Raw genomic sequence first — 26268 nt, 5'->3', positions numbered from 1 at the left:
GGTCCGCCCGCGCCGGGTCAACGGTTGCCCGCTGATCCACGAGGTGGAAGTCGGTACTGCCCGTCCGATCCGACCAGAAGCCCTTGCGTCTGCAAGGCGGAGACCTTCCGCAACGCGGTTCGGGTGTCCACCCCGGCCCGGCCGGCCAGTGCGTCCAAGCCGATGGTGCCCCGGCTCGGCACCGCCTCCAGGATCCGTGCGCTCTGCGGGTCGAGCTTGTCCCGGGCATGCTCCGGCGCGCGTGGTGTCGGCGCGAGATCGACGCCGATCCGGCCGATCTCCTCCTGGACGTGGGCGACGCCAGCGACCAACCGGGCCTGTGGGTACTCGCGGAGAATCTCGTGGCAGCCGACCGACACCGCCGAGGTGATCGGTCCAGGCACCACCATGGTCGCTCGTCCGAGCGCCAACGCGCGCCGGGCGGTCTGGGTGGCACCGCTGCGCACTCCGGCCTCGACCAGTACGGTCCCGGCCGTCGCCGCGGCGATCAACCGGTTACGGATGAGGAAGCGATGCCGCAGCGGCTCAGCGCCCGGCGGCCATTCACTGACCAGGAGACCGGTGTCCAGGATCTGGTCGAACAGCGCCGCGTTCCCACTGGGATAGGGCCGGTCCACCCCACACGCCAGCACCGCGACGGTGGATCCGCCGGCGGCGAGCGCCCCTCGATGTGCGGCCGCGTCCACCCCGAACGCGCCACCGGAGACGATTGTCCAACCGCGCTCGGCCAGCCCGTACGCGAACTCGGTACCGACGTGCCGGCCGTACTCGCTGAGGGCTCGGGCACCCACCACGGCGACCGACTTGGCAAGGGCTTCGTCCAGCTCTAACGGTCCGCGGACCCACAGGGCCAGGGGCGGTGCGCTGTCACGCTCGTCGGGCTGCCCGTCGCCCCGGCGTTGTCGCCGGACCAGGCGGAGTAGCTCGTCGACCTGCCGTGGCCAGTGCGGATCCTCCGGGGTCACCAGGCGCGCGCCGAGCCGGGACGCCCGGTTCAGCGCGTCGGCGGCCACCTCCTCGGGATCCCCGGTGGACCAGCGCGCGGCGGCCGTACGGAAGGGCCGATCGGGAGCTCGTCCAGCGCGGACCCGGGCCAGTGCCTCCACCGGGCCGACCGCGCTGACCAGGTGATGGACAGCTTCGTTGCCCGGTTCCGTGAGCCACGTCAGGGCGATCCGGGCGAGCCGGACGTCGTCGGCCGACCGCGTCGTGGGTGCCGCCAGTGGCGGTGTGGGTAGGACCGGCGGTTCCGAGGCGGGTCGTGCGGGCGGCTCCGGCGTGGGGTGTTGGGGCGATGTCCGCATCAGAAGTCTCCCGTCCGGAGTTCGATGGCCTCGTCGATGTCGGCGGCTACCGGTCGGTCGCGGCCGTCGAGGTCACTGATCGACCAGGCCACCCGCAGGATGCGGTCGAATCCCCGGGCGGAGATGCTCCCGGTGTCCAGCCGCTGGCGAAGCGACGCGGTGTCTGCCGTGGGAAGCCGCCATGGCGACTGCCGCAGCGCCGGTCCCGGCACCACGGCGTTGATCCGCCAACCGGACCCGGACCAGCGGGCCGCCGCCGCCGACCGGGCGGCGGCGACCCTGGCGGCGACCATCGCCGAGGCTTCGGCGGGCGAATGCGTCGCCGTGAGCTCGGCGGCGCGCAGCGGATGGAGCGTCACCTGCAGATCGATGCGATCGAGCAGCGGCCCCGACAACCGGCCCCGGTACCGGCGCCGGACCGTCGGGCTGCACTCGCAGTACTGGTCGCCGGCCGGCCGCGCGCAGGGGCACGGATTGGCCGCGAGTACGAGTTGGCAGCGGGCGGGGTATTCGGTCGTCCCCATCGCCCGGGTGATCAGCACCCGCCCTTTTTCCAAGGGTTGACGCAACGACTCCAACGCCCGGGCCGAGAATTCGGCCGCTTCGTCCAGAAACAGCACCCCATGGTGGGCGAGGGACACCGCCCCCGGTCGGGCCAACCCGGTCCCGCCGCCGATCAGCGAACTGACAGTGGTCGAGTGGTGCGGGGCTTGGAAGGGTGGCTGCCGTACCAGCGGGCTGCCCGGGGGCAGCGCTCCCGCGATCGAATGCAGCGCGGAGACCTCCAGCGCGGCATCGTCGTCGAGCGCCGGCAGGAGCGTCGGGAGGCGTTCGGCCAACATCGTCTTACCGGCCCCGGGCGGCCCCAGCAGCGCCAGATGGTGCCCGCCGGCGGCGGCGATCTCCAACGCACGTTTGCCGAGGCCCTGCCCGGCGACGTCGGCCAGGTCCGGACCGGTACGCGGGGGTGCCGGTTCGGCCGAGGGCGGATCCAGCAGGGATCCCTCGCCACGGATGAAGGCCACCAGCCGGTGCAGTGTGTCGACCGCCTTGACCCGTACGCCGGGCACCGCCGCCGCCTCGGCGGCGTTCTGGATCGGCACCACCACCCGGGTGATCCCGGACCGGGCGGCCGCGGCCACCATCGGCAGGACACCACGGACCGGCCGTACGGTGCCGTCGAGGCCCAGCTCGCCGAGGAGAGCGACACCGTCGACCGCCGCCAGCGGCAGCTCTCCCGCTCCGCCGAGCAGAGCGGTGGCGATCGCCAGATCGAAACCGGAACCGATCTTGGGCAAGGTGGCGGGCAGCAGGTTGAGGGTGATGCGGCGGTTCGGCCAGTGCTGCCCGGAATTGACGATGGCGGCTCTGACCCGATCCCGCGCTTCGTGCAGCGTCGTGTCCGGTAGGCCGGAAATGATCACCGCAGGCAAACCAGCGGCCAGATCGGCCTCGACCTCCACCGGATGCCCGGTCACCCCGACGAGGCCGACGCAGACGACCTTCGCGTAGCTCATCGCCGGACCGCCTCAGGAACAGAGCCGGAGCGTGCCGGCGTTCCGCGACGGGCACGGGGATGCGATCGAACTGTCATGCGTCGACGATGGCGTCCGGTGTGGCGTCCGAACGAGCCGCCGGAGCCGGCACTGTGGATGACGGCGTCGCTGTGGACAACGCCTCCCGCGAACCCGTGATGTGCTATGCGATCGGGCACCGGGCCTCAGAACACCGCAGGCAGGTGTCGCACCTCGGCCGCGCCGCGCGTACCCACCAGAACGGCGACGAGATCGAACCGGACGTCGCGTCTGCCCTGATCCGGATTCTCGGCGAGCCAGTGGGCGGCGAGCCGACGAATCCGCGCGGCCTTGGCGCCGGTGACCGCTTCCTCGGGCGACCCGTAGCGGGTGTCCCGCCTGGTCTTGACCTCGCAGAAGACGAGCGTCTCGCCGTCGCGCGCGATGATGTCGATCTCGCCGCCCTGGCGACGCCAGTTGCGGGCGACGATGACGAGCCCGGCATTGATCAGGTACCGCACGGCGCACCGTTCGCCGTACGCCCCGACGGCCTGTCTGGTGGAAGTCATCGCTCCACCCTGCGGCGCACGCCGGGTCAGCCGCGCGGTGTCGGTCCCGGGATGTGGACGACCGGCGGCGGATGTGGACAGCGCGAGATCGTCACCGCGAGTGTGCTAAGCGGGCCCGTCACGTCCCTGGTCCGAGGTGCCGACGGTCACCCGATCGGCTGGGTGGCGGTGTTGGTGCCGGTGGCATACGGTGCCTGTCCGTGGACCCGAACCGAAACTACCCGGACGACCCCGATCCTCGGTGGTACTCCGAGCGCACCTATGTTGACCAGGGCTGGCAGGCTGGCGGAGCGGAGCGGTATCCGATCGCCGAGCCGCGCAACGGCCATCCCGGCCATCCTGCGGACGGGCCCGCCGAGCGCTTCGGCGACGATCCGCTGGGCCTCGGCGCCCGGCACGGCGAACCAGGCGGCTACCCCGGCAGCGAGGGTGGACAGGGCTCGGACGGCATCGGTGAGACACGGTCGAGCCGGTCGTCCCGTACGCCGCTGGAGCCGGGCCGCCGCGCCGCTGCCGAACCGGGTCGCCGCGCCGCTGCGGAACCGGGCCGCCGCGCTGCGGCGGAACCCGCCAGTGCTCCGCCGTTCGCCCGGTCGGAGAGCGCTCCGCCGTTCGCCCCACCGGCCAGTAGCCCGCCGTTCGCGGCGGGGCCGGCGAGCGCTCCGCCATTCGCCGCACCCGCGAGTAGCCCGCCGTTCGCGGCGGGGCCGGCGAGCGCTCCGCCGCTCGCGGCACCCGAGCAACGCGGCGAGCCGGCGATCGCGGGCCAACCGGGCGGCCGGCCGGCGGAGCCGACCAGCTCCGTGAACGTACCGACCGGCCTGATGCCGCCGGTGACGCCTCGGCCGGCGGGTGACCCGTCCGGTCAGCCACCCGGGGAGTACGGCCGTCGAGCGCCGGCAGCGGGAACGTTCGGCGACGGGGTGTACCGCAGCCGGCGACCGGCGCTGGCGATCCTGTACGCCGTACTGGTGATGATCTTCGAAGTGCCTGCCCTGCGCCTCCTGCTCGACGGAGCGCTGGCCGACCCGGTGCAGGTGGGCGCGGTCGTCGCCGGCACGGTCATGATGATCGGGCTTCCGGCGTTCGGCGTCGGCCTGTTCGCGTTGACCACCGGTGCGACCAAGGTCGGTGACCCGGCCAACGCGTGGCTGCGTCCACCGACCGCCTACCTCTTCGTCGGTCTGGTGCTCTTCCTGGTCGCGGGCCTGGCCGCCTGAGTCGTGGGCCTGGCCGGCCGAGCCGTGGGCCCGGCCGGCCAGGGCGGTGGCCAGCCCAGGCAGCGGCGACGCGGTCCTGGAATGCGTGGGCGTCGGCTCGGCGCGAGCGGTGGCGATGTGCCCGAAATGGGTACGCCTGGCCTGCCGGGCCCGGCGAGGGGCGTAGGGCGTACACTGAACAACTGGCGACCACCTTGTGTGGTCGACCTCGCGCGCCCTTCTCCCCGGCAGTTGCCGTGGGGGCGACGGTTCCCTGGTCCTGATCGCTCAGGCCCACCATGACCGGCGACCGGGCGCCAGGACGTCCGGCCACCTGGCTGGCGTGACAACCAGGGACTTCGAGGGAGAACGCACCATGGCTGTGGTGACCATGCGGCAGTTGCTGGAAAGTGGTGTGCACTTCGGGCACCAGACCCGGCGCTGGAACCCGAAGATGAAGCGCTTCATCTTCACTGAGCGTAACGGCATCTACATCATCGACCTGCGCCAGACTCTCGACTACATCGAGAAGGCGTACAGCTTCGTCCGGGACACGGTCGCCGAGGGCGGCAACATTCTGTTCGTCGGCACCAAGAAGCAGGCCCAGGAAGCAATCGCCGAGCAGGCGACCCGGGTGGGACAGCCGTACGTCAACCACCGCTGGCTGGGCGGCATGCTGACCAACTTCCAGACGGTCTACAAGCGGCTGCAGCGGATGAAGGAACTCGAGGCGCTCGACCTGACCGGCACCGCGCAGGGCTACACCAAGAAGGAAACGCTGCAGCTGTCCCGGGAAAAGGACAAGCTCAGCCGGACCCTCGGCGGTCTGCGGGACATGCAGAAGGTTCCGGCGGCGATCTGGGTCGTCGACACCAAGAAGGAGCACATCGCGGTCGACGAGGCCCGCAAGCTGGGCATCCCGGTGATCGCGGTGCTCGACACCAACTGTGACCCCGACGAGGTCGACTTCCCGATCCCCGGCAACGACGACGCGATCCGCTCCGCCGAACTGCTCACGCGGGTCGTCGCCGCAGCGGTCGCGGACGGTCTGATCGCCCGTTCCGGCAAGCAGCGGGGCACCGACGACAAGCCCGAGCCGGGCGCCGTCGCCACCGACGAACCGCTCGCCGAGTGGGAGCGCGAGTTGCTCGAAGGCCCGGACAAGAAGGACAACGAGCCCGCACCCGCCCCCGCCGCCGCAGAATGACGACCATTCAACCAGCTGCCTGACGAGATCGAAGAGAGAGTTATGTCCAACTTCACCGCAGCGGATGTCAAGAAGCTCCGCGACCTCACCGGCGCCGGCATGATGGACTCCAAGAAGGCGCTGCAGGAAGCCGAGGGCGACTTCGACAAGGCCATCGAGATCCTGCGGATCAAGGGTGCCAAGGATGTCGGTAAGCGGGCCGGTCGGACCGCCGCCAACGGACTGGTGGCCCACCACGGGTCCGCGCTTCTCGAGTTCAACTGCGAGACGGACTTCGTCGCGAAGAACACTGACTTCATCGAGTTCGCCCAGTTGCTGGTCGAGCACGGGGAGCAAATCAAGGCGGCCGACGCCGAGGCGCTGCTCGGCTCCACCCTGCCGGACGGACGGCCCGTCGCCGACGCCGTCCAGGAGCAGTCCGCCAAGATCGGCGAGAAGCTGGTGCTGAACCGGTTCGGCCGCCTCGACGGCACCGTGGCGGTCTACCTGCACCGCAAGGCGCAGGACCTGCCGCCGCAGGTCGGTGTGCTGGTGGCGTACGCGGGCAAGGCCGACGAGGCCGGCGACGCCGACGCGCGTGGCGTGGCGATGCAGATCGCCGCGATGCGGCCGCGGTTCCTCACCCGGGACGAGGTCCCGGCCGAGACGGTCGAATCCGAGCGCCGGATCGCCGAGCAGACCGCCCGCGAGGAGGGCAAGCCGGAGGCGGCGATGTCCAAGATCGTCGAGGGTCGGGTGAACGCCTTCTTCAAGGACTTCGTCCTGCTCGAGCAGGCCTCGGTCGCGGACAACAAGAAGACCGTCAAGCAGGTGCTCGCCGAGGCTGGCATCGACGTCACCGGCTTCCTGCGGTTCGAGGTCGGCCAGGCCTGATCCGTGGGCCAGACCTGTCCGTCGGCCAGGCCGACGGACAGGTGAAAGCGATCGATAGAGGAGGCCGTTGGTGTACGTGACAGGCACTACGGCCTCCTCGTTCCGTAGTGTGGGCAGTGCGGCGCTGACGGCAGCTAGGGAAGGGCGGGTCGGATGACGCAGGTAGTGAGTGGGCACACGCTGGCGGCGGACGACCCCACGGCACCCCCGCCCGGACGGTCCCGGCGGGTCGTCCTGAAGCTGTCCGGGGAGGTCTTCGGCGGCGGGGCGATCGGGGTCGACCCGGACGTGGTGCAGGACATCGCCCGGCAGATCGCGACCGTGTCCCGGCTCGGCGTGCAGGTCTCCGTCGTGGTCGGTGGCGGCAACTTCTTCCGTGGCGCCGAACTGCAGAAGCGCGGCATGGACCGCGCCCGCGCCGACTACATGGGCATGCTCGGCACCGTGATGAACTGCCTGGCTCTGCAGGACTTCCTGGAGAAGGAAGGCGTGGAGACACGAGTGCAGAGCGCGATCACCATGGCCCAGGTCGCCGAGCCCTACATCCCACTACGTGCCATCCGTCATCTGGAGAAGGGCCGCGTGGTGATCTTCGGCGCCGGGGCCGGCATGCCGTACTTCTCGACGGACACGGTCTCGGCGCAGCGGGCCCTGGAGATCCACGCCGACGTGGTGCTGATGAGCAAGAACGGCGTCGACGGGGTGTACACGGCCGATCCGCGTACCGACCCCACCGCCCGCAAGCTGGACACCGTGACCTTCGCCGAGGCGCTCCGGCGCGGACTGCGGGTGGCCGACGCCGCGGCCTTCAGCCTCTGCATGGACAACGACCTGCCGATGCTGGTCTTCGGCGCGCAGGGCGACGACACGATCGTGCGCGCGGTCGCCGGCGAACGTATCGGTACCTTGATCACGGCCTGACGGACGGTTGTCCGCCGGCACGCCCGCCGAGCGGCCACGCAGGACAGGAACCACCAGAAGGAGGCGACGGAGCAGGTGATCGAGGAGACGCTTCTCGAAGCCGAGGAGAAGATGGAGCGCGCTGTCGAGCACGCCAAGGAGGACCTTGGCGCGATCAGGACCGGTCGGGCGACGCCGGCGATGTTCTCCCGGATCGTGCTCGACTACTACGGGACCCCGACGCCGATCACCCAGATGGCGTCGGTGGCCGTTCCCGAGCCGCGGATGGCGATCATCAAGCCGTACGACATGTCGCAGTTGGCCGCGATGGAAAAGGCGATCCGTGATTCGGATCTTGGGGTGAACCCCAACAACGAGGGCAACCAGCTGCGCATTCTGCTGCCGCAGATGACCGAGGACCGTCGGCGCGACATGATCAAGGTTGCCCGGGGCAAGGGCGAGGACGCCAAGGTGGCCATCCGCAACGTCCGCCGTAAGGGCAAGGAAGAACTGGATCGGATCGTCAAGGACGGCGAGGCAGGGGAGGACGATGGACGCCGGGCCGAGAAGGAACTCGACGACCTGACCCACCGGTACGTGTCGAGCATTGACGACTTGGTCAAGCACAAGGAATCCGAGCTGCTCGAGGTCTGATGTCCTACCCCGAGACCGCCGGCGGTGATCACCCGGACGATCGTCATCGGGCGCGGTACTCCGGTGCCGCGCCTGAACCGTCCGCTCCGGGGTTCCGTAACGGCCACCCGGCGGTCGATCGGGCTGAACCCAACGGCCAGGTGGGACGCCCCGGATACGGACGCCCCGGATACGACGGTAGACCCCCGACGAACCCGTACGCCGGCATCAACGGTGCCGGCCCGTCCGGCGGTGGCCCGTATACCGGTACCGGCGAGTTCCCGTACGCGGGACCGACCGCCGGCCGTAGCCCCTTCACCGGTGCCGGTGGTCGTGCCCCGTACGCCGGGGCCGTCGATGGTCCGGACGACCTGCGTCCCGATGGCTCGCGTCCGGACCATCTCCACCCCGATGGTGTACGTACGAACGACCGGCCGACCGGGAGCAGGTCGTCACCGGTAGACGAGTCAGCGGCGACGGCCGAGACCCCTACCGAGATGCTGCCCCGGACCGAGCCGGAATCCCCGGCGCGTCGCCGCGCCGGCGCGCGCCGACGTCGCGCAGGTGGCACGCCGAGTCGATCCTCTGCCGCCGCGAAGGCCGGCTCCGCCGACGTCTCGGTTGACCGTGAGACGTCCGCTGGCCGGGAGCCGTCTGCCGGTTCCGGACCGGGCGGTAGTGGTCCCGGGCCGAGCCGGGCTGGTCGGAACCTGCCTGCGGCGATCGGCGTCGGCGTCGGGCTGGGGGCCCTCATCCTGTCGTCGCTCTTCGTCTGGCGGCCGGCGTTCCTCGGAGTTCTGGTCGTGGCGATCGGCGTCGCGATCTGGGAAATGAGTCGGGCGCTGCGGACCGCCGGACTGCAGCCACCGGTACCGCCGCTGCTGGTGGGTGGCGTGCTGATGATGGTGCTGGCCTGGCGTACCGGCCCGGACGCGCTCGCCCTCGGGCTGCTGGCGACGGTGCTGGCCACCCTGGTCTGGCGGCTGGGTGACGGCCCTCAGGGGTACCAACGGGACGCCGCCGCCGCGACCTTGGTCGCCGTCTACGTTCCGTTCCTGGGTGGGTTCGCCGCGTTGCTGACGAGCCGACCCGATGGCGACCTCCAGATCCTGGTGACACTGGCCGCGGTCATCCTGTCCGACACCGGAGGTTACGCGGCCGGAGTGTTCCTCGGCCGGCATCCGATGGCGCCGACGATCAGCCCCAAGAAGTCCTGGGAGGGGTTTGCCGGTTCGGTGGCCGCCGCCGCCGCTGGCAGCGCGCTGCTGCTCTACCTGCTGCTTGACGTCATGCCCTGGTGGGGAGCGGTGTTCGGGGTGGCGATCTCGGTGGCCGCCGTGCTCGGTGACCTCGCCGAATCGATGATCAAGCGGGATCTGCGCGTCAAGGACATGAGCAATCTGTTGCCCGGCCATGGCGGGTTGATGGACCGGCTCGACTCGATCCTGTTCGCGCTGCCCACCGCCTATCTTGTGTTGACCCTGATCGCTCCAGCCGGATGAGACGTGGATCCGGGCGCTCGTGCCGTCACTGATCGATCCCTGCCCCGGGGTGAGCCGGTTGCGGCGGGATCGTGGGAGACTGGACCTGTCATGAGAAGCCTGCCGCTGACCCCACTCCGTCCGGTGCCCACCGAGGCCGCCGGTCGGCCCACCATGCCGCCCCGGCACCTCGCCGACCTGGATCTCGCCGAGCGGCGGACGCTGCTCGCTGGTCTGGGGCAACCGGCCTTTCGGGCCAAGCAGGTCTCCAACCACTACTTCGGTCGGCTGGTCCGGGATCCCTCGGCGATGACCGACCTGCCAGCGCTCGCCCGTGACCTGATCACCGAGCGCCTGCTTCCGACCTTGCTGACCCCGGTGCGCGAAAGCTCGTGCGACGCGGGCGCCACCCACAAGGCGCTGTGGCGGCTGCACGACGGTTCGTTGGTCGAGAGCGTCCTGATGGGCTACCCGGACCGGGTCACGGTCTGCGTGTCCAGCCAGGCCGGCTGCGGAATGGCCTGCCCGTTCTGCGCCACCGGTCAGGCCGGGCTGACCCGCAACCTGTCGACCGCCGAGATCGTCGACCAGGTCGTCTACCTGGCGAGGGTGGCGGCCGGCGGTGGAGTCACCGGATCACCGCCCCGGTTGTCGCATGTCGTGTTCATGGGAATGGGCGAGCCGTTGGCCAACTACGGCCGGGTACTCGCCGCGATTCGGCGGCTTTGTGCCCCCCCGCCCGAAGGCCTGGGCCTGTCCCAGCGGCATCTGACCGTTTCGACGGTCGGGCTGGTACCGGCGATGCGGCGGCTGGCCGGAGAAGACCTTTCGGTGACCCTTGCGTTGTCGTTGCACGCGCCCGATGATGATCTGCGCGACGAGCTCGTGCCTGTCAACCAACGGTGGAAGGTCGCCGAAGTCTTGGACGCCGCGTGGGAGTACGCGGATCGCACGGGACGGCGGGTGTCCATCGAATACGCGATGATTCGGGATGTGAACGACCAGCCGTGGCGAGCCGATCTCTTGGGCCGATTGCTGGCTGGACGCATGGCCCACGTGAATCTCATTCCACTCAATCCGACACCCGGCAGCCGGTGGGACGCCAGCGCCAAGCCGGTGGAGCGGGAATTCGTTCGGCGGCTGCGCGCGGCCGGCGTCCCGGCCACGGTTCGCGACACCCGGGGCCGGGAGATCGACGGTGCATGCGGGCAGCTGGCCGCCGCGGCGGTGGCGACATGAGCTGCTGGCGTGATCAGCGAGTACACCAGGAGACATAGTGGCGAGTCAGGGACAGCGCTTTCGGCGTAGGGCGCTTCGTCGCGGTTACAAGGTCGACGAAGTGGATGCCTTCCTGGACCGTGTCGAGGCCACACTCGCGGGTGAGCCGGTCGGGTCACCGGTTTCCGCCCAGGAGGTACACGACGTCGTTTTTCGGGTCCGGTTCAACGGATACGACGAATGGCAGGTCGACCTTCACCTGGACCGGGTGGAGCGGCAGTTGGCCGAGTTGGAGGAACGCGGCCCGGCCGGGCGAGTCGCCGAGAACCGGTCGGTGCCGGCGGACCGGCACGGTCCGCCGGAGCGGGTGGCGCCGATGATTCCCGATCGCCCGATGATTCCCGATCGCCCGATGCCGCCGGCCGCCGCGCTGCCGCCGCGTCCATTGCCCGCGCAGGCAGGTGGACCGAGCCACGACCCGTACGGCCAGTACGCCGATCAGCCCACCGGCGCCTACGGGCGGTACGAGGATCCGCGCGCCACCGGGGGATACCCGCCGGTCACGCCCGCTGGTCAGCTACCCCCGCCGGCCCCGGCCAGCCCGCACGGCGGGTTCGGCCCCACCCCCGAGGGCAGGTTCGACGGTTTCCAACAGGGGCGGCACGGCCGAGCCGACATGACTGCCGAGATTCACTTTCCGGACCGTCGGTCGGGGTCGGGCGGTCCACCGTCGGTCGGTGGGCCCGCCGGCATGCCCGGTCAGGGAACGCGCCCTGGTCAGGGAGAAGCTCCGGCTCACCCGGGGATGGGCGGACCCGGCGGTGGCCATCCGGGGATGGGCGGACCCGGCGGTGGCCATCCGGGGATGGGCGGACCCGGCGGTGGGATGCGGGGCCCCTCGATCGGCGGCCCGATGTCATCGCGTCCGTCCGGCCCTGGCAACGAACTGCAGCGGATAGATCAGATGCGGCGCACCTTCCAGGTCCGCCGCTTCGGTAGCGGCTACGACCCGGCCCAGGTCGACCGGCTGTTCGAAGACATCTTGACCGCCATGGCCGGACGCGGGCCGATGCCGGTGGACACCGCCGAGCTGGACACCGTGCAGTTCGGGTTGGTCACTGGCGGCTACTTCGAAGCGGAGGTGGACGCGGCGCTCAAGGAGGTGCAAGACATTCTCCAGCGCCGCTGACCCCCGAAGCCGACCGGTCGGTCGGGTGATCGCCGTCAAGAACGAAGGCCGTTGCGGCGGAGCACCGCGTCGCCGACGACGATCGCCAGCAGGCCGACGGCCAGGCCGATCAGCCAGATGTTCTCGACCCGGCCGTCGTGGTTGCCGATCAGCATGGCGAGCAGTGCCAGCGCCGAGACCACGGCACCGATGCGTCCTGCCTTACGATGGCCCGGCTTGTGCTGGTCGGGCGACGTTACCGGCTCGGTTCCGGCCACGGGTCGGTCCTCCTTGTTCGAAACGGAACCCGACCAGTTTGGCATGGGGCTGGCAGATCCCGTTGGCGGGGACCCGTCCCGCCGGCTCCGGCACGGTCCGCCTCGACGGGGTGCCGCCGCCCGATCCGGGCGTCGCGAGCCGGTGCGCCACGGCGCTCCGGTAGCGTCTGCGACGTACACCTCGATGTGCGACCAAGGGGGTCTTTGCGGTGCGAGTGACGGGTACCGGGCACGCCAGCATGCGGATCGACACGGCCGCGGGCAGCATCCTGTGCGACCCGTGGGTCAATCCGGCCTACTTCGCCTCGTGGTTCCCCTTCCCGGACAACTCCCAGCTCGACTGGGAGACGCTCGGCCAGGTCGACTACCTGTACGTGTCGCACCTGCACCGGGACCACTTCGACGCGGCGCACCTGAAGCGGTACGTGTCGAAGAAGGCGACCGTGCTGCTGCCGGAGTATCCGACCTCGGAGCTGGAGGACGAGCTGCGGGAGCTGGGCTTCACCAGCTTTCTGCGGACCAAGAGCGACGAGGTCGTCGAGCTCGACGGCGGCCTCAACATCATGATCCAGGCGCTGACCAGCCCGACCGACGGCCCGATCGGTGATTCGTCGTTGTGGGTCGAGCACGACGGCATTCGGCTGCTCAACCAGAACGACGCCCGCCCCACCGACCTGTCGACGTTCGCCGCCCTCGGCCACGTGCACGCCCACCTGCTGCAGTTCTCCGGCGCCATCTGGTACCCGATGGTCTACGAGCTGCCGGCCGCCGCGAAGACGGCGTTCGGCAAGCAGAAACGGGACCGCCAGTTCGACCGTACCTGGCGCTACATCGACGATCTCAAGGCGTCGTACGTCTTCCCGATCGCCGGTCCGCCCTGCTTCCTCGACGACGGGCTGTGGCAGTTCAACGACATCCACGGCGACGAGGGCAACATCTTCCCCGACCAGCAGGTCTTCCTGACCGAGTACGCCAAGGTCGGCGGTACCAACGGCGTGGTGCTGCTGCCCGGCTCGGTCGCCGAGGTCACCGCCGACGACTGCCGGACCACCCATCCGCAGCCGGTCGAGGAGTTCTTCGCCGCCAAGGAAGCCCATCTGGTCGAGATGCGCGAGCGTAAGCGCCCGATCATCGAGGCAGAGAAGGTGTCCTGGCGGCACCCCGAGGTCGACGTGCTGGTGGAGATGAAGCGCCGCATCGAACCGTTGCTGGAGGAGTCGGTCTACCTGGCCAACGGAGTCGGCGGGCCGGTCCGCTTCGACCTGGTCGGCTACGACGGCGAGTCGGTCGAGTCGATCGTGGTCGACTTCCCCGGCAAACAGGTCCGCCCGTACGGCGACGAGAAGGTCCGCTACCGGTTCCGTACCGACCGGGCGCTGGTGGAGCACCTGCTGCACATCGGCGAGGTGGACTGGGTCAACTCGCTCTTCCTGTCCTGCCGCTTCTCGGCGGCCCGGATCGGCCAGTACAACGAGTTCGTGTACGCGTTCTTCAAGTGCCTGTCCACCGAGCGGCTGCAGTACGCCGAGGGCTGGTACGCCGAGCAGCGCCCGGACGCCGAGGACATCAAGCTCGGTGACTGGATCGTGCAGCGGCGCTGCCCCCATCTCAAGGCGGATCTGACCCGGTTCGGCATCGTCGACGGTGATCAGCTCACCTGCCAGCTGCACGGCTGGCGGTTCGACCTGCCCAGCGGGCGTTGTCTGACAAGCGTCGGGCACGAGATCCGGGCCCGCCGGGCCGACGAACCGGCACCGGCCAGCGAACCGGCACCGGCCGACGCGCCGGCCGCCCAGGCCTGACGGGCGTTCGCGACAGCCGGGGCGGGCCTCAGCGTCCCAGGTCGCGCAGGATTCGCCGGGCCGCGTTGTGCCCGGCGGCACCGATCACACTGCCCGCCGGGTGGCAGCCGGCGCTTCCGGCGTACAGCCCGGGCAGCCCGGTCGCGTACGGCATCCGGTCGGTGAAGGCGAACGTGTTGTCGACGTGGTGGATGTGTCCGCCGGTGATGCCGAAATGCGCCTCGATACCGGGCGGAGCCAGCGGCACGGCGTCGGCGACCAGCGCACTGGTGCCCGGGGCGTACCGGTCACAGATCGCCAACAGCTGGTCGACGTACCCGGGCAGCTCGGTCGACCACGACGAACCCGCCGGCTGCCACGGCACCGACTGCACGAACAACGCCGACGAGTGGTGCCCGTCGGCGTCGCGCAGCGACGGGTCGACGGTGGTGTGCAGGTACCACTCGATCGTTGGCTCGGCAGGCAGCCGGCCGGCCCGCACCTGCGACCACATCCCCCGCAGCGCGGCCATCGGTGACTCGCCCCCACCGTCGGGCAGCAGCGACGCCGAGCCGGGCAGCAGGTGGATGGTGGCCCCGAACGGGCTGGGCGCGTCGGCGGGCAGACAACTGAACCGGGGCAGTCCGGTCAGCGCCAGGTTGACCTTGAGCGTGCTGCCCGGACGCTGGGTGGCCGCGATCCGATCGGTCAACTCCGCCGGCAACGCACCGTCGGGGACCAGGTCCAGCAGCCGGTACGGGTCACCGGCGCCGAGCACCAGCTCGGCGGCCACCTCGTGGCCGTCGGCGACGACGACTCCGGTGACGGCACCGCCGGACACGGTCACCCCGGTCACCGGCGTGTCGGTGACGATCCGTGCCCCGGCGGCCCGCGCCGCGTCGGCGAAGGTCCGGGACACCGTCCCCATCCCGCCGGCGGCGATCATCCAGGTGCCGTCGGCACCGGGCAACCGGCACATGTTGTGCACCAGGAAGTTGTGGCCGGTGCCGGGATCGTCCGGTCCGGCGGTCAGCCCGCTCAGCCCGTCGGTGACGGCGTACATCGCGACCAGCAGCTCGGAACGGAACTCGAAGCGCGCCAGATAGTCGGCGACCGACCCCCGGACCAGGTCGACGAAGACCTGTCGCAGCGCCGGCCGGATGTAGCGCTGCGCGGTCTGCTCGACCGGCAGCGGCTCGACCAGCCATGCCGGCGCGAGGTCGGCCCGCAGCGCCGCCAACTCGGCCTGCATCGCGTCGTCGGCGGCCACGTCGGCGGGGGAGAAGACCGACGCCATCTGCGCCCGGGTGGCGGCCCGGTCGGCTCCGAACAACAGGTACGGCGAGCCCGGCCCGCCCGGGGTGGGCAGGAAGTAGTGCGGGTCGCGGCGCAGCACCGGGATGTCGACGTCGAGGACGGCCAGTAGCTCCGGCGGCATCAGTCCGAGCAGGTACGAGCCGGTGGAGTGCCGCAGTCCCGGCACCTTCGCGAACGGCTGTTCGGTGCGGGTCGCGCCGCCGACGACGTCGGCCGCCTCCAGCACCAGCACGTCCAGCCCGGCCCGGGCCAGCAGGACCGCCGAGACCAGGCCGTTGTGTCCGGCACCGACGACGACGACGTCGGCCCGGGTGGGCAGCGGCGGGTCGAGTCGGGTGGCCGCAGGTTGTGACGTACCCATGTGTCGACCCTAGTCGCCCTGCGGTGCGCGGGAAGGCCCTGCGATAGTCGAGGCGTGTTCGTATGGTGGGGACAGGCCGTGGTCCGGCTGCGCTGGGTCGTGCTGACCGCCGCCGCGGTGCTGGTGGTCGTCGGCGTGACCTGGGGCACCGGGCTGTTCGGGGCGGTTTCCGGCGGCGGGTTCGCCGACCCGGACGCCGAATCGACCCGGGCCCAGGATCGGATCACCGCCGAGCTGGGCAATCAGGACGTCGACGTGCTGGTGCTGTACCGCAGCGACAGCTACTCGGTCGACGATCCGCAGTTCCAGGAGGCGGTCACCGGCACCCTGGACCAGCTGGCCGCACGACCCGAGGTGACCAGTGTCGTCAGCTTCTACGGCAGCCAGTCCCCGGCGTTGGTCTCCGCCGATCGGCGGGCCACCTACGCCCTGGTCCAGCTCGACGGCGTCGACGAGGACGCCAAGATCGCCGCGTACGAGCGGATCCGCCCGCTGGTGGACGCTCCCGGACTGACCACCCAGGCCGGCGGTGGGGTGCCGTTCCTTGACCAGGCCAACGAGCAGATCATCCGGGACATCACCCGGGCCGAGCTGATCGCCCTGCCGATCCTGCTGGTGCTGCTGGTGTTCATCTTCGGCGGACTGGTGGCGGCGTCGATGCCGCTGCTGGTGGGTGTCCTGGCGATCCTCGGCGCGTTCGTGGCGGTCCGGGCGTTGACCCTGGTCACCGAGGTGTCGGTGTTCGCGATCAACGTGATCACCCTGATCGGGCTGGGCATGGCGATCGACTACGCGCTGTTCGTGGTCAGCCGGTTCCGCGAGGAGTTGGCCGCCGGGCATCCGACCGAAGCGGCGCTGGTCCGCACGGTGGCCACCGCCGGGCGTACCGTCGCGGTGTCCGGCCTGATCATCGGCACCGCGCTGGTCAGCCTGCTGATCTTCCCGCAGCCGTTCCTCACCGGGATCGGGTTCGGCGGGATGGCCGCCGTGCTGGTCGCCATGCTCGCCTCGGTGACGGCGCTGCCCGCGCTGCTGGCGGTGCTCGGCCCCCGGATCAACGCACTCGCCGTACCGCTGCCGTGGCGCCGTCGTCGCGCCGACCCGGCGGCGGCGGTCTCTGCCGCGCCGGGTGAGCGGGGTGAGTCGGCCGCCGACGGCGCGTGGGCGCGGATCGCCCGCAGCGTGATGCGCCGCCCGGTGCGCTACGCCACCGTCGTGGTGGTCGGCCTGCTGCTGCTGGCCACCCCGTTCGCGCGGGCCGAGTTCGGCGGCTTCGACGAACGGGTGCTACCGGCCGGTGCCGAGTCGCGGGTGGTGGCCGAGACGATCGCCGCCGACTTCCCCGACGGGTCCGGCGTCGGCCCGATCGAGGTGCTGGTCTCCGGCGCCGGACCGCAGTTGGCCCAGACGCTGGCCGATGAGATCGCCAGGCTGCCGGGTGCGACCGGCGCCCAGATCGCGGCGGTACGTGACGCCTCGGCGTTGATCCGGGTCAGCTACGTCGGCGAACCCACCGGCGACGAGGCGCAGGCGCTGGTCCGCGCGATCCGGGATCTGCCGCCGCCGGCCGGAGCCGAGGTGCTCGTCGGTGGTCGGACCGCCGCCGACATCGACATGCTGGACAGCCTCGGTCGCTATCTGCCGTGGATGGCGGTGCTGATGGCTACCGCCACCATGGTGCTGTTGTTCCTGGCGTTCGGTTCGGTGGTGCTGCCGGTCAAGGCGGTGCTGATGAACCTGGTGTCGATCGGTGCGTCGTTCGGCGTGGTGGTCTGGGTGTTCCAGGATGGGCACTTCGCCGACTGGCTCGGGTTCACCCCGACCGGGTTCATCGACCCGACCAACCCGATCCTGATGTTGGCGGTGCTGTTCGGGCTGGCCACCGACTACGAGGTTTTTCTGCTGTCGCGGGTACGCGAGGAGTGGGACCGCACCGGTGACAACACCGCATCGGTCGCCGCCGGTCTGCAGCACACCGGGCGGATCATCACCGCCGCCGCGCTGCTGCTGATCGTGGTCGTCGCCGGCTTCGCCACCGGCGGCATCTCGTTCATCAAGCTGATCGGCGTCGGGATGATCGTGGCGATCGTGGTGGACGCGACCCTGGTCCGGGTGCTGCTGGTGCCGGCGACGATGCGGCTGCTGGGTCGGTGGAACTGGTGGGCGCCGGGTCCGTTGGGCCGGGTGTACCGCCGGTTCGGCCTGCACGAGGCGCCACCCCGGCGGGAGCTGGTGTCGGTGGGTCCGACAGGCGGTTCTTCGGCGGGTGGTTCTTCGGCGGGTGGCGCTGGCGCCACCGGCTGAACGCCAGCGTCGCGGAGTAGCCGGCCAGCACGATCACGTGCAGGAGGTAGAGCCAGAGCAGCACCGCGACCGCCGCGCCGACCTGGTCGAGCCCGCCGAACGGCACCCCGAGGTCCAGCGGCAGCGAGCAGAACAGAATGAAGCCGTGCAGGAAACCGGAGAGGTTGGCGGCGGTGAACGAACCGACCGCGACGGTCGCCAACCAGTCCGGTTTGCCGGGTCCGACCACCCGGAACACCCAGACCAGCACCGGGCTGAGCCCCAGCCAGACCGCCAGAAACGACACGATCACCCCGAGCGCGCCCGCCCAGCCGCCCCGGGCGAACAGGTCGGTGGCCCACGGTAGCACCAGCAGCACCAGCAGCATCAGCGCCGGTGCGGCACCGAGCAGCGGCAGCAGCAGCACCCGGCCCCGCCAACCGACCAGCGACTCGGCCGGCTCCGGCGGCGGCGCCACCGACACGAACGCCCGGCGCAGCCCTTCGCCGTACAGCGAGGCGGGCAGCAGGGCGGCCAACGCCAGCAGGGGGGTCATGTGCAGGCCGGCGTCGATCAGCGCGGCGGCGGCCCGGTCGGCGCCGATCTGGCCGGGCAGGGTGTCGATCGCCGGGTCGGTGAGGCGGCGGACCCGGCCGGCGCCGGCGAACAGCCCGGTCAGCCAGATCGCCAGCAGCACCACCGGCACGACGGCGATCGCGCCGAAGAAGGTGATCGAGGCGGCGTGCAGGGACAGGTCCCGCCCGCGTAGCGGCCGGAATGCTGCCCGGACCAGCCGGCGACCTCGGGTGACCATGCCGACTAGCTTTCCCCACCGGGGCAACCGCCACTCCCGCGACGCCCGGCACGCCGGTGCCCCGGCGGTCACCTACGGTGCGTCGGGTTGGCGACATGGCCCGGCGTGCCGCCGTGGCGGGCCGGCGCGGCTAGGCTGGTCGGTGCATCAGTCCCGCGGAAAGGGGTGAGCAACGTGGCACAGCCGGCATTCGTGCCCGATCCGGCGCCGCCGCGCGAACCGTCGTTCGACGTACTCGGGGACTTCGACGAGCCGTGGACCGCGCAGCTCGCCCTTGACCTGTTGCCGGAGACCAATGGTCCCAAGGTCGAGGTCCTCAGCGGGAGCGTGATCGTGACACCACATGCAGGGTACGACCACCAGACGATCGAGCTGGATCTGGCGTACCTGTTGAAACAGGCTGCGCGCCGGGCGAAGCTTTGGCTCTACCACGAGGTGAACATCGTCTCGGGTGAGGATCTATTCATTCCGGACATCGCGGTGCTTCGGGTGCCCGGCAGTGGCCAGGTGTCGATGCCGATCTCGGACGCCGTCCTGTTGGGCGAGATCGTCTCCAAAGGCAACCGGCGTAAGGACGTGATCGACCGGCCACGTCAGTACGCCACTGCCGGCGTGCCATGGTTCCTGCGTGTGGATCTTCGCAACCGGGTGCCGGCGTTGGCGTTGCACGAGCTGGCCGACGGTGAGTACCGCCCGGTTGCGGCGGCCGCGGCCGGCACCACGTTCGTGATGAAGGAGCCCTTCGAGTTCTCGATCGACCCGGCGGAGCTGTTGGACGAGGCTGCGACAGAATGAGGCGGTGACAGCCTCCCCACGGGACATCGTCCTGCTCGGTTCGACCGGCTCGATCGGCACCCAGGCGGTCGACATCGTCACCCGGAATCCGGACCGGTTCCGGGTCGTCGGGCTCGGCGCCGGCGGCGGCAACGTCGAACTCCTCGCCCGCCAGGCCTTGGAGCTGCGGGCCGAGGTCGTCGCGGTGGCCCGGGCGTCGGCCGCCCAGGACCTGCAGCTCGCCTTCTACGCCGAGGCGTCCCGGCAGGGCTACCCGACGGGCGGATTCAAGATCCCGAAGATCCTGACCGGGCCGGCGGCCATGGCCGAACTGGCCGAGTGGCCGTGTGACGTGGTGCTCAACGGGGTGGACGGCTCCCGAGGACTGGCACCGACCCTCGCCGCGTTGCGGGCCGGTCGGACCCTGGCGTTGGCCAACAAGGAGTCGTTGATCGCCGGCGGCCCGATCGTACGGGCGGCGCTGCGACGTCCGGACCAGATCGTGCCGGTCGACTCGGAGCACTCGGCACTCGCCCAGTGTCTGCGCTCCGGTACGGCCGCCGAGGTGGGCCGGCTGGTGGTGACCGCCAGCGGTGGCCCGTTCCGGGGGCGGCCGCGCGCCGAGCTGACCGGGGTCACCCCGGAGCAGGCGTTGGCCCACCCGACGTGGACCATGGGCCCGGTCGTCACGATCAACTCGGCGACCCTGGTCAACAAGGGCCTGGAGGTGATCGAGGCGCACGAACTGTTCGGCATCCCGTACCCGCGAATCGAGGTCGTGGTCCACCCGCAGTCGGTGATCCACTCGATGGTGGAGTTCGTGGACGGCTCGACGATCGCCCAGGCCAGCCCGCCGGACATGCGGTTGCCGATCGCGCTGGCGCTCGGCTGGCCGGCCCGGGTGCCGGCGGCCGCCACACCGGTGGACTGGACCCGGGCGCAAACCTGGGAGTTCGCCCCGCTGGACGAGACGGCGTTCCCGGCGGTCGTCCTGGCCAAGCAGGCCGGCGCGGACGGGCGGTGCCGCCCGGCGGTGTTCAACGCGGCGAACGAGGAGTGCGTGGCGGCGTTCGTCGCCGGCAGGCTACCGTTCCTCGGCATCGTCGACACGGTGGAACGGGTGCTCGGGTCGGCCCCCGATTTCGGCGAACCGGGTACGGTCGAGGATGTGCTCGCTGCGGAGTCCTGGGCCCGGTCCCGGGCGCAGGAGCTCATCGGTGCGTCGGCGGAGGGAGCTTGATGGCGTACCTGCTCGGGGTGGTTCTGTTCGCCCTCGCGATCCTGATCTCGGTGAGCCTCCACGAGGCCGGTCACATGGTGACGGCCAAGAAGTTCGGGATGAAGGTCACCCGTTACTTCGTCGGCTTCGGCCCCACTGTCTGGTCGTTCCGACGCGGCGAGACCGAGTACGGTCTCAAAGCCATCCCACTCGGTGGCTTTTGCAAGATCGTCGGGATGACGCCGCAGGACGACGACGTCGACCCCGCCGACGAGTCCCGGGTGATGTGGCGCTACCCGGTGTGGAAACGGACGATCGTGATGTCGGCCGGGTCGATCACCCACTTCGGTCTGGCGATCGTCGCGCTGTGGCTGGCGGCGGTCTTCATGGGCCTGCCCAACCCGGACTTCCCGGCCAGCGAGGAGCAGGCCCGGCAGGAGCCGGCGGTGGTCACGGTGACCGACTGCGTCATCGTCGAGGCGGTCGCCCGGGCCTGCGCCGCCGACGACCCGCCGAGCCCGGCCCAACTCGCCGGACTGCGCGACGGGGACCGGATCACCGCCGTCGGCGGCACCCCGGTCGACACCTGGGGCGACATGCTGGAGGTCGTCCGGTCGGCCGAACCCGGCACGACGACGGTGACCTACGAGCGCGACGGGGTGACCGACACCGTCCCGGCCGATCTCGCGGCGGTACGGCGTCCGGCGCTCGGCGCCGACGACGGCCCGGTGAGCACCGTGGCCGCTCTCGGAGTGGGTCTGCGGATCGAGAAGCCCGGCATGGTGACCTATTCGCCGCTGGAGGCCTTTCCCGCGACCGGCGACTACCTGCGCCAGATGGCGATCGGCACGTTCGAGGCGATGATGCGGATCCCGGAGAAGATCCCCGCGCTGTGGGCGTCGATCACCGGTTCCGAGCGGGACATCGACACCCCGATCAGCGTGGTCGGTGCCAGCCGACTCGGCGGCGAGGCGGTGGCGAACGACGCCTGGGAGCTGTTCGTCCTGCTGTTCATCTCGTTGAACTTCTTCGTCGGGGTGTTCAACCTGCTGCCGCTGCTACCGCTCGACGGCGGCCACATCGCGATCGCCTGGTTCGAGAAGATCCGCTCCTGGGTGTACGCGGTGTTCGGCCGTCCCGATCCGGGCCGGGTCGACTACTTCAAACTGATGCCCCTCACGTACGCGGTCCTGCTGATCGGTGGCGCGTTCACGCTGCTGACCATCACCGCGGACGTGGTCAACCCGATCACGCTGTTCACGAGGTGAGTTGAAAGTGACCGCTGTCAGCCTGGGCATGCCCGCCGTGCCGCCGCCGCCGTTGGCGCCACGTCGGATCAGCCGGCAGATCATGGTCGGTTCGGTGCCGGTCGGCGGCGGCGCGCCGGTCTCCGTACAGTCGATGACCACCACGTTGACGTCGGACGTCAACGCCACCCTGCAGCAGATCGCGGAGCTGACCGCGTCCGGCTGCCAGATCGTGCGGGTCGCCGTACCGTCGCAGGACGACGCCGACGCGCTGCCGACGATCGCCCGTAAGTCGCAGATCCCGGTGATCGCCGACATCCACTTCCAGCCGAAGTACGTCTTCGCCGCGATCGACGCCGGCTGCGCGGCGGTCCGGGTCAACCCGGGCAACATCCGGCAGTTCGACGACAAGGTGGCGGAGATCGCCAAGGCGGCGTCAGCGGCCGGTACGCCGATCCGGATCGGGGTGAACGCCGGTTCGCTGGACAAGCGGCTGCTGGCCAAGCACGGCAAGGCGACCGCCGAGGCGCTGGTCGAGTCGGCGTTGTGGGAGTGCTCGCTGTTCGAAGAGCACGACTTCCGGGACATCAAGATCTCGGTCAAGCACAACGACCCGGTGGTGATGATCCGCGCGTACCGGCTGCTCGCCGAGCGGTGCGACTATCCGCTGCATCTCGGGGTGACCGAGGCCGGTCCGGCGTTCCAGGGCACGATCAAGTCGGCGGTCGCGTTCGGTGCCTTGCTGGCCGAGGGGATCGGGGACACGATCCGGGTGTCGCTGTCCGCGCCTCCGGTGGAGGAGATCAAGGTCGGCGCGGCGATCCTGGAGTCGCTCGGGCTGCGCGAGCGCGGCCTGGAGATCGTTTCCTGTCCGTCCTGCGGGCGGGCCCAGGTGGATGTCTACACTCTCGCCGACCAGGTGACGGCCGCGCTGGACGGGTTTCCGGCGCCGTTGCGGGTCGCGGTGATGGGCTGTGTGGTCAACGGTCCCGGTGAGGCCCGGGAGGCCGACCTGGGGGTGGCGTCGGGTAACGGCAAGGGTCAGATCTTCGTCAAGGGCGAGGTGATCAAGACGGTGCCGGAGTCGCAGATCGTGGAGACCCTGGTCGAGGAGGCGCTGCGGCTGGCCGACGAGATGGGCACCGAGTTGCCGGCCGAGCTGCGGGACCTGGTGTCCGGGCCGACCGTGACGGTGCACTGACGGCACTGACGCCCATTGCTCAGCTGCGTCGATCCCGGCGGAGGACTCCGGTCTTCCGCCGGGATCGGCCCTTTGGTGCCTCGCACGCAAGGTTGAGTCGGTTATGCCGTGGGCTGGCCTGATCCGGCACATCCGGCCCGGCTTCCCGGGCTCTGGTGCGGCGGTGCGGGCTGGCCGGGGGCGCTGGTTACCTGCTGGCCGCAGACCGAGCATCTACCTCTTGGCGCCATGAATGGACTCCTTCGGGGATCTGGTAGTCCGGATACGGGTCTTCCTGTGGTTCGCCTGCGATGCCGCCCGGTCCGGTGGTGGCGGTCGCCCGCAGGTAGACGGCGCTGCCGTCCCGGCAGGTGATCTTCATCCCGGATGGGGACATGTGCACGCCAGAAAAGGCGCACGGCTCCCACGACGTGAACTCCTCAGGGCGGGCGAAGTCCAGCAGCTGTACTGCGAACGCCAGGGTGCGACGTGCCCGTTCGCGAGGCGCGGGCAGCTCGGCCGGCAACGGTGCCGGGGCCGGGGCGGGCTTGCCGGCGGCCACCCACAGCATTCCGGTCGACCCGGTCGAGTAGTAGACCCGTACCCCGGCCGGCGAGTTGGCGCCGGGCTCGGTGTCCTGCCCGTATCGCCGCACATCGGTGATGTCCGGGTGCTTGCTGGTCTGGAACAGTGCTTCGAGCACGTCCAGGACTTCGGCGACCTGCATGTCCGCGTCTCCGATCTAAGGCTGTCTGCGCTGTTCAGAGCCGAGCATAGACAGGGCGGGGATCTTGCCCGGAACGCGGCGCGCGTCACGGGACTGCGCCGTTCACCGCACGGACGCCCGGGCGGGTCAGGGCGGACTTGTAAACGTTGAGCATCAACATGCGCCCGTCCCGGCCGAACTCCATCACCGTGGCGAGGATCGCGACGACCAGGCAATCCGGCTTGTCGAGTCCGTAGCGGATGTCCGAGACCCGGACGGTCAGGTCTCGGTCGCCGTACACCCAGTCTGCCTTGCTCAGGTTGAGCACTTCGCCAACGCGCAGCAGTGGTTCATCCTCGGTCATCACGCGGCCCCCTGGTTCGCCGAGGGCGGCGCCGGCAGCGCGAGGACCTGAAGCACCGCGCGCACCCGCCGTGCCATGCCCGGGTCGTGCCTGTCGAGGATGGTCAGCGCCCGGGTAAACGGCCGGCACGGTGCGGTCTCCTCGCACGTCGGGCAGTCTCCATGCCGCGACGGCATGTGCTGCTTGATGCGTTCACGGGCCTCGACGGTCGAGCGTGCGATCTCGACCGATACCGCGAGGGGCATTTTCGATCGGGCGGGGGCCTGGGCGACACCGCGTGCCGCGATGAGGCGGAAGCGCGGATCGTGCTCGACGTCCGTCTGCCCGGGAACGCGTTTTGGTAGCTGGGCGTTGCGGCCGGCGGATGCGCCGTTATCTCTGGGCACCTTGATCCCCTTCGGAGAGCGGGCGGTTCGGGGACCTCGGGTTGGCAAGGATTCGTCCCAGGTCGATTTCCACCCTGGACTGCGGATCGGTATCGACGGAAGATGAACGACGACCAGGAGTGACCAGGTGGTTGCTCGTGGCAGTCTGCGGTCCTCGGTGGCTGCGAAGGTGTGGCGCGGTCCAACACGGAGAATTTGAGGGATGTGAAGGTCTATGGGCGGTAGTCGATATCTGGTAAGGGAACTGCGTCGACTGCGTGAAGCGGCAGGGCTGACGCAAGAGGCATGGGGCGAGCGCATTCACTTCTCGGGGAGCCACGTCGGCTCGGTCGAACGCGGCGAGCGGCCCATCCTGCCTGACTACCTGCAAGCCGTCGACAAGGCGTTTGGAACGGCGCTCGCCGAGTTCTATCGAGAGTTCGTCGTCGGCGAGCGGGCGCCCGTGTGGCTCCGTCCGTTCGTCGAGTACGAAGGGCGAGCAACCCTGCTCCGTGCGTTTCACCCGTTCGTCGTACCCGGGTTGCTCCAGACCGAGGCGTACGCCCGCGAGGTGCTGTCCGTCTTCGAGGATGATCCCGGAGCCGACCTAGACGGCCTGGTTGCCGCCCGGATTGCTCGTCAGTCGATCCTGTCCCGGAAGAGTCCATGTCGGCTCGTCGCGGTGGTCGACGAGATGGCGTTTCATCGCGAGGTCGGTAGCCGGGACGTGATGCGTGAGCAGATCGGGGCGTTGCTAGAGGTCGCCGAGCGGCCCAACGTTCAGGTCCACGTGATCCCCCTCGGGACCGGTCTCTATCCAGGGCTGCATGGCGGACTGGTGCTCGCCACCGTTGAAGGGCGTACCGTGGGGTTCCTGGACGGCTACCTGCGCGGCCGGATTGTCGAGGCTCCGGATGACACGGCGAGGCTTGAGGACGCGTGGGAAGTGACCCGGGGACATGCGCTGCCGCACCGGCAGAGCCTGGAGCTGATTGCAAGGATGGAAGAGAGATGGACATGACCGGCGCGCACTGGCACAAGAGCAGCCACAGCGACACCAACGGATGCGTCGAGGTCGCCGACAACATCCCGGGCCGGGTCTTCGTCCGGGACACCAAGGACCGCGACGGCGGTACGCTCGCCTTCGGCCCGGCCGCCTGGTCGAGCTTCGTGGAGCTGGCGAAGCAGGCCCGCTGAGCCGTTGAGCATCACGGCAACGGCCCCGTACCTGGTGAGGTGCGGGGCCGTGGTGGTTGCTGGGTCATCTTTGTACCGGCCACGGCTGACTTGACGTCACCGGTCCTGACTGATGTCTGGTCACCTTGTCGCCTTGCGGCTCAGGCTGTCTGACCCTTGAGGCCCGACAGACCTGGGCCCGGCGGTATTTCCTCCCTTGCTCGGGCGGGTCTGTGACCCTGCTCCGATCCGCTCTCGTAGACGCATCGTCAGTTGTCTACATAGGTCGTCGCCGATTGACAAAGTTTAGGCTCCCGACTTAGTCTGCGGCCACTTC

Annotated in this window: 24 protein-coding genes and 1 pseudogene; 16 read left to right on the top strand and 9 right to left on the bottom strand. The window is 70.2% G+C overall.

The genetic code is table 11. The features are described from left to right. Positions 1-17 precede the first annotated feature (17 nt). From dprA to O7632_RS24340, 3 genes are all read right to left on the bottom strand, one after another. The gene (gene dprA / locus O7632_RS24350; protein ID WP_278117532.1) at positions 18-1304 is read right to left on the bottom strand and encodes a DNA-processing protein DprA; all 1287 of its coding nucleotides are present in this window, start codon (positions 1302-1304) and stop codon (positions 18-20) included. Beyond that, positions 1304-2821, bottom strand: coding sequence for a YifB family Mg chelatase-like AAA ATPase (locus tag O7632_RS24345; RefSeq protein ID WP_278117531.1), 1518 nt, complete (start codon positions 2819-2821; stop codon positions 1304-1306). The genes dprA and O7632_RS24345 overlap by 1 nt, the downstream gene beginning before the upstream one ends. Positions 2822-3024: 203 nt before the next feature. Continuing rightward, complete coding sequence (locus O7632_RS24340; protein ID WP_278117530.1) at positions 3025-3387, bottom strand: YraN family protein; 363 nt, start codon at positions 3385-3387, stop codon at positions 3025-3027. Positions 3388-3587: 200 nt separating this feature from the next. Between O7632_RS24340 and O7632_RS24335 the strand changes: the two genes are divergently transcribed. The 8 genes from O7632_RS24335 (at position 3588) to O7632_RS24300 (ending at position 12087) form a co-directional block, all read left to right on the top strand. Beyond that, the gene (locus O7632_RS24335; protein WP_278117528.1) at positions 3588-4607 is read left to right on the top strand and encodes a hypothetical protein; all 1020 of its coding nucleotides are present in this window, start codon (positions 3588-3590) and stop codon (positions 4605-4607) included. Positions 4608-4962: 355 nt separating this feature from the next. Further along, entirely contained in the window at positions 4963-5793 is an 831-nt protein-coding gene (gene rpsB / locus O7632_RS24330; RefSeq protein WP_278117527.1) for a 30S ribosomal protein S2, read from the top strand. 42 nt (positions 5794-5835) lie between these two features. Next, positions 5836-6666, top strand: coding sequence for a translation elongation factor Ts (tsf, locus tag O7632_RS24325; RefSeq protein WP_278117525.1), 831 nt, complete (start codon positions 5836-5838; stop codon positions 6664-6666). A gap of 153 nt (positions 6667-6819) precedes the next feature. Beyond that, positions 6820-7587 carry a UMP kinase gene (pyrH, locus tag O7632_RS24320; protein ID WP_278117523.1) on the top strand — a complete coding sequence of 256 codons (768 nt, stop codon included), beginning with the start codon at positions 6820-6822 and terminating at the stop codon, positions 7585-7587. Positions 7588-7662: 75 nt separating this feature from the next. Continuing rightward, positions 7663-8220, top strand: a complete 558-nt coding sequence (gene frr, locus O7632_RS24315; RefSeq protein WP_278117522.1) for a ribosome recycling factor — start codon at positions 7663-7665, stop codon at positions 8218-8220. 350 nt (positions 8221-8570) lie between these two features. Then, complete coding sequence (locus O7632_RS24310; RefSeq protein WP_278120336.1) at positions 8571-9701, top strand: phosphatidate cytidylyltransferase; 1131 nt, start codon at positions 8571-8573, stop codon at positions 9699-9701. Between the two features lie 90 nt (positions 9702-9791). After that, on the top strand, positions 9792-10919 hold the full coding sequence (rlmN, locus tag O7632_RS24305) for a 23S rRNA (adenine(2503)-C(2))-methyltransferase RlmN (protein ID WP_278117520.1): 1128 nt from the start codon (positions 9792-9794) through the stop codon (positions 10917-10919). Positions 10920-10956: 37 nt separating this feature from the next. Beyond that, positions 10957-12087: a DivIVA domain-containing protein gene (locus O7632_RS24300; protein ID WP_278117518.1), complete on the top strand. Its 1131-nt coding sequence runs from the start codon at positions 10957-10959 to the stop codon at positions 12085-12087. Positions 12088-12122: 35 nt separating this feature from the next. Here the strand turns inward: O7632_RS24300 and O7632_RS24295 are convergent, their stop codons facing one another. Beyond that, the gene (locus tag O7632_RS24295) at positions 12123-12389 is read right to left on the bottom strand and encodes a DUF2631 domain-containing protein (protein ID WP_278117516.1); all 267 of its coding nucleotides are present in this window, start codon (positions 12387-12389) and stop codon (positions 12123-12125) included. 164 nt (positions 12390-12553) lie between these two features. Between O7632_RS24295 and O7632_RS24290 the strand changes: the two genes are divergently transcribed. Next, positions 12554-14146 carry a Rieske 2Fe-2S domain-containing protein gene (locus tag O7632_RS24290; RefSeq protein ID WP_278117514.1) on the top strand — a complete coding sequence of 531 codons (1593 nt, stop codon included), beginning with the start codon at positions 12554-12556 and terminating at the stop codon, positions 14144-14146. Positions 14147-14174: 28 nt separating this feature from the next. Here the strand turns inward: O7632_RS24290 and O7632_RS24285 are convergent, their stop codons facing one another. Beyond that, complete coding sequence (locus O7632_RS24285) at positions 14175-15803, bottom strand: NAD(P)/FAD-dependent oxidoreductase (RefSeq protein WP_278117512.1); 1629 nt, start codon at positions 15801-15803, stop codon at positions 14175-14177. A 54-nt stretch (positions 15804-15857) separates the two neighbouring features. Here O7632_RS24285 and O7632_RS24280 point away from each other — a divergent pair, with 54 nt between their 5' ends. Next, entirely contained in the window at positions 15858-18107 is a 2250-nt protein-coding gene (locus tag O7632_RS24280) for an MMPL family transporter (protein WP_278117510.1), read from the top strand. Here O7632_RS24280 and O7632_RS24275 read toward each other — a convergent pair. After that, positions 18094-18900 (bottom strand): annotated as a pseudogene (locus O7632_RS24275) (YhjD/YihY/BrkB family envelope integrity protein); the annotation flags it as partial. The gene O7632_RS24280 and the pseudogene O7632_RS24275 sit on opposite strands and share 14 nt — an antisense overlap. 174 nt (positions 18901-19074) lie before the next feature. On the opposite strand from O7632_RS24275, the gene O7632_RS24270 reads away from it, so the two are divergent. Genes O7632_RS24270 through ispG form a run of 4 tightly spaced genes read left to right on the top strand, consistent with a single transcriptional unit; the run spans position 19075 to position 23341 of the window. Further along, complete coding sequence (locus O7632_RS24270) at positions 19075-19695, top strand: Uma2 family endonuclease (protein WP_278117508.1); 621 nt, start codon at positions 19075-19077, stop codon at positions 19693-19695. Positions 19696-19720: 25 nt separating this feature from the next. Next, the gene (gene dxr, locus O7632_RS24265) at positions 19721-20914 is read left to right on the top strand and encodes a 1-deoxy-D-xylulose-5-phosphate reductoisomerase (protein ID WP_278120335.1); all 1194 of its coding nucleotides are present in this window, start codon (positions 19721-19723) and stop codon (positions 20912-20914) included. Then, the gene (locus tag O7632_RS24260) at positions 20914-22161 is read left to right on the top strand and encodes a site-2 protease family protein (protein WP_278117506.1); all 1248 of its coding nucleotides are present in this window, start codon (positions 20914-20916) and stop codon (positions 22159-22161) included. The genes dxr and O7632_RS24260 overlap by 1 nt, the downstream gene beginning before the upstream one ends. Before the next feature lie 7 nt (positions 22162-22168). Further along, a complete protein-coding gene (gene ispG / locus O7632_RS24255; RefSeq protein ID WP_278117505.1) occupies positions 22169-23341 on the top strand; it encodes a flavodoxin-dependent (E)-4-hydroxy-3-methylbut-2-enyl-diphosphate synthase in 1173 nt (390 codons plus the stop codon). A 187-nt stretch (positions 23342-23528) separates the two neighbouring features. On the opposite strand, the gene O7632_RS24250 is transcribed toward ispG, so the two are convergent. The 3 genes from O7632_RS24250 to O7632_RS24240 all read right to left on the bottom strand — a co-directional run bounded on the left by O7632_RS24250 (position 23529) and on the right by O7632_RS24240 (position 24776). Then, complete coding sequence (locus O7632_RS24250; protein ID WP_278117504.1) at positions 23529-24047, bottom strand: hypothetical protein; 519 nt, start codon at positions 24045-24047, stop codon at positions 23529-23531. An 85-nt stretch (positions 24048-24132) separates the two neighbouring features. Further along, on the bottom strand, positions 24133-24390 hold the full coding sequence (locus tag O7632_RS24245; protein WP_278117503.1) for a hypothetical protein: 258 nt from the start codon (positions 24388-24390) through the stop codon (positions 24133-24135). Beyond that, positions 24390-24776 carry a hypothetical protein gene (locus O7632_RS24240; protein WP_278117501.1) on the bottom strand — a complete coding sequence of 129 codons (387 nt, stop codon included), beginning with the start codon at positions 24774-24776 and terminating at the stop codon, positions 24390-24392. The genes O7632_RS24245 and O7632_RS24240 overlap by 1 nt, the downstream gene beginning before the upstream one ends. A gap of 214 nt (positions 24777-24990) precedes the next feature. Between O7632_RS24240 and O7632_RS24235 the strand changes: the two genes are divergently transcribed. Both O7632_RS24235 and O7632_RS24230 read left to right on the top strand, forming a co-directional pair. Further along, entirely contained in the window at positions 24991-25776 is a 786-nt protein-coding gene (locus O7632_RS24235) for a helix-turn-helix transcriptional regulator (protein ID WP_278117500.1), read from the top strand. Next, a complete protein-coding gene (locus tag O7632_RS24230) occupies positions 25773-25952 on the top strand; it encodes a DUF397 domain-containing protein (RefSeq protein WP_278120333.1) in 180 nt (59 codons plus the stop codon). The genes O7632_RS24235 and O7632_RS24230 overlap by 4 nt, the downstream gene beginning before the upstream one ends. Positions 25953-26268 lie beyond the last annotated feature (316 nt).

Origin of the sequence: Solwaraspora sp. WMMD406 (assembly GCF_029626025.1) — a bacterium.
Taxonomy (GTDB): Bacteria; Actinomycetota; Actinomycetes; order Mycobacteriales; family Micromonosporaceae; genus Micromonospora_E.
Note: the sequence above shows the minus strand (reverse complement) of the source record. Positions and strands in the feature narration are given on the sequence as shown.

Excerpts from the sequence above, each read along its gene's own strand:
- dprA (WP_278117532.1), bottom strand. The coding sequence starts at position 1,304 with ATGCGGACATCGCCCCAACACCCCACGCCGGAGCCGCCCGCACGACCC.
- O7632_RS24345 (WP_278117531.1), bottom strand. The coding sequence starts at position 2,821 with ATGAGCTACGCGAAGGTCGTCTGCGTCGGCCTCGTCGGGGTGACCGGG.
- O7632_RS24340 (WP_278117530.1), bottom strand. The coding sequence starts at position 3,387 with ATGACTTCCACCAGACAGGCCGTCGGGGCGTACGGCGAACGGTGCGCC.
- rpsB (WP_278117527.1), top strand. The coding sequence starts at position 4,963 with ATGGCTGTGGTGACCATGCGGCAGTTGCTGGAAAGTGGTGTGCACTTC.
- tsf (WP_278117525.1), top strand. The coding sequence starts at position 5,836 with ATGTCCAACTTCACCGCAGCGGATGTCAAGAAGCTCCGCGACCTCACC.
- pyrH (WP_278117523.1), top strand. The coding sequence starts at position 6,820 with ATGACGCAGGTAGTGAGTGGGCACACGCTGGCGGCGGACGACCCCACG.
- rlmN (WP_278117520.1), top strand. The coding sequence starts at position 9,792 with ATGAGAAGCCTGCCGCTGACCCCACTCCGTCCGGTGCCCACCGAGGCC.
- O7632_RS24295 (WP_278117516.1), bottom strand. The coding sequence starts at position 12,389 with ATGCCAAACTGGTCGGGTTCCGTTTCGAACAAGGAGGACCGACCCGTG.
- O7632_RS24285 (WP_278117512.1), bottom strand. The coding sequence starts at position 15,803 with ATGGGTACGTCACAACCTGCGGCCACCCGACTCGACCCGCCGCTGCCC.
- O7632_RS24260 (WP_278117506.1), top strand. The coding sequence starts at position 20,914 with ATGGCGTACCTGCTCGGGGTGGTTCTGTTCGCCCTCGCGATCCTGATC.
- O7632_RS24250 (WP_278117504.1), bottom strand. The coding sequence starts at position 24,047 with ATGCAGGTCGCCGAAGTCCTGGACGTGCTCGAAGCACTGTTCCAGACC.
- O7632_RS24245 (WP_278117503.1), bottom strand. The coding sequence starts at position 24,390 with ATGACCGAGGATGAACCACTGCTGCGCGTTGGCGAAGTGCTCAACCTG.
- O7632_RS24235 (WP_278117500.1), top strand. The coding sequence starts at position 24,991 with ATGGGCGGTAGTCGATATCTGGTAAGGGAACTGCGTCGACTGCGTGAA.
- O7632_RS24230 (WP_278120333.1), top strand. The coding sequence starts at position 25,773 with ATGACCGGCGCGCACTGGCACAAGAGCAGCCACAGCGACACCAACGGA.